General features: G+C 31.1%; 3 protein-coding genes. All 3 read left to right on the top strand.

Annotated elements, in window-relative coordinates:
- Positions 1-406, top strand: a 406-nt coding sequence (locus tag EC396_RS12315; protein WP_205757957.1) for an RteC domain-containing protein, incomplete at its 5' end; no start/stop codon positions are given.
- 358 nt (positions 407-764) lie between these two features.
- Positions 765-1,043 carry a helix-turn-helix domain-containing protein gene (locus tag EC396_RS12310; RefSeq protein ID WP_129365521.1) on the top strand — a complete coding sequence of 93 codons (279 nt, stop codon included), beginning with the start codon at positions 765-767 and terminating at the stop codon, positions 1,041-1,043.
- Positions 1,044-1,090: 47 nt separating this feature from the next.
- Complete coding sequence (locus tag EC396_RS12305) at positions 1,091-1,774, top strand: hypothetical protein (protein WP_129366954.1); 684 nt, start codon at positions 1,091-1,093, stop codon at positions 1,772-1,774.
- The last annotated feature ends 299 nt before the right edge of the window (positions 1,775-2,073 follow it).

Raw genomic sequence — 2,073 nt, 5'->3', positions numbered from 1 at the left:
AATTTTTGAAGACCCTGAATTTCGTACTACCAGGGATCACCTTGCTTCAGAAATAGTGGCAAATGACCTACTAACAAAATATTACACCAGCGCACTTGAATTATTAAAAAATAAAAACGCTAAACCTACAATTCAAGAAGTTCAAAATGCTTGCTGCACTATAATACCTTGGACAGGTACACCTACCGAATTAATTGAATTATTATTAAGTTTAAATGCTAAAGGAGCTATTGCTGATGGTAATTTAAGTATTAAAGAAATAGAAGAAATTTGCATCAATAATTATGGCGTATATCCTGGAAATACTTATCAAATAGTCGAACAAATTAAGGCTAGAAAGTCAAATTCAACAAAATTTATCGAAAAATTGAAAATTTCACTAATAAAATGGTTGAGCGAAAATTAAAAAACTACATAAAGTGTTGTTATTTAGTTTGTTAAGTGGTTGTTTTTTATGAGTAAATATTAGTAAAGTATGAGTTTTTTGAAGGGTTTTTTAAAGTAAAAACCCCTTATTTACCCTCTTTTTCTCCTTTTTTTAAATAGATTTTACCTTGTAAAACTCATACTTTTTCTCTTTTTCAAAAAATTGAAATTTTTTTACACTTATAAAATCCATATAATCAAGGTGTTATATTGTTTTCTTGTTAGCTAATTTTTATGAGTTTTTAATTACTAATATTTTTTTTCAAATAAACTTTTCAGCTTTGTAGCACGAAAGTCAAATCGCTATAAAAATTTATTAATTCAAAAAACAGTTAAAAATGCCTACACAAATTATCACGACAGATGATCTAAGAGAATTTAAAATCGAATTATTAGAAGAGATCAAAGATTTACTTAAAATTAAATCGCAAATGACTAACAAAAAGTATCTTAAGTCAGCTGATTTAATGAAGATCCTAAAAGTAAGTTCCGGTACATTACAAACAATGCGAATCAACGGAACCTTACCCTACACCAAAATTGGCGGAATCATATTTTACGACCCAGATGAAATCTCAAATGTGATGAGAGAAAACAGTATTCATAACAAACTTTAAACTTCAAGTCATTCCGCACTTGATGCGGAATCTCAATCTATAAACCTATGAATTACATCAAACACCTCAACGGAGTCTATAGTCAATTTTCAAAAGACAATCGCTTAAATCCATCCCATATAAGCCTGTATATTGCTTTATTTCAATTGTGGAATTACAATCGATTTCCGAACGAATTTCATATAAATCGTGAAGAATTAATGAAGTTTTCTAAAATAGGATCAAAATCTACCTATCACAGATGCATAAAAGACCTAAGTCATTGGAAATATATTCTTTACAGCCCTTCTCACAACCCTTTTAAAGGTAGCAGAGTAAAGTTGTTTCAATTCAAGACAAGTGATAGTCAAGAAATGGATTTAAACTATCCCATATCAGAACAAGCGCTGGTATCTAATACAAACATTAATAAACAAAATATAAACTTTATTAAACTAGAGGCAATCGCAAAAGAAAAATTGATTTTAGATTTTTTTAAAAAAGAAAAATATCCAGAATTGGAAGCCAAAAAATTTTTCAACCATTACCAGGGAATCGGATGGAAAGTTGGAGGGAAATCAAAAATTACCGATTGGCAAGCCACCGCCAAAAGTTGGATGCTAAAAGCCCCCGAAATGAATTTGTCGGTTCGTGCGCAGTCGAGAACAAACGATCCAAACGCTTTACCACTTGACCATTTTCAAGACAACCTCCACGTCAACCAAAACAAAAGATATGATATTCCACTTTAGCAAATTAAAACTGCCCTAGGATTTGGCAGGCGAGTGTCAAAAGTTTGAAGAATCCGCAAAAAGAAATGCTGTTTGAGCTCAGCGAGTTCATTTCTTTTAGGATTTAAGAACGTATTTGACCGCCGAAAATCCAAGGCTTGACTTTTTTGTTTCGTTTTTGTGTCAAGACAAAAATGAAAAGGCAAAAGAAACAATCAAATTCAATTCGCTTATTACGAATTAAAAATAAAAAAACCACTATGAACCCAACACCACACATCAAAACCGAAGGAACCTCAAAATTCCAAATAGGAGAAATC

The sequence above is a fragment of the Lutibacter sp. HS1-25 genome (assembly GCF_004121075.1).
Lineage (GTDB): Bacteria > Bacteroidota > Bacteroidia > Flavobacteriales > Flavobacteriaceae > Lutibacter.
Note: the sequence above shows the minus strand (reverse complement) of the source record. Positions and strands in the feature narration are given on the sequence as shown.

Coding starts and splice junctions, on each gene's coding strand:
- EC396_RS12310 (WP_129365521.1), top strand. CDS start 765: ATGCCTACACAAATTATCACGACAGATGATCTAAGAGAATTTAAAATC.
- EC396_RS12305 (WP_129366954.1), top strand. CDS start 1,091: ATGAATTACATCAAACACCTCAACGGAGTCTATAGTCAATTTTCAAAA.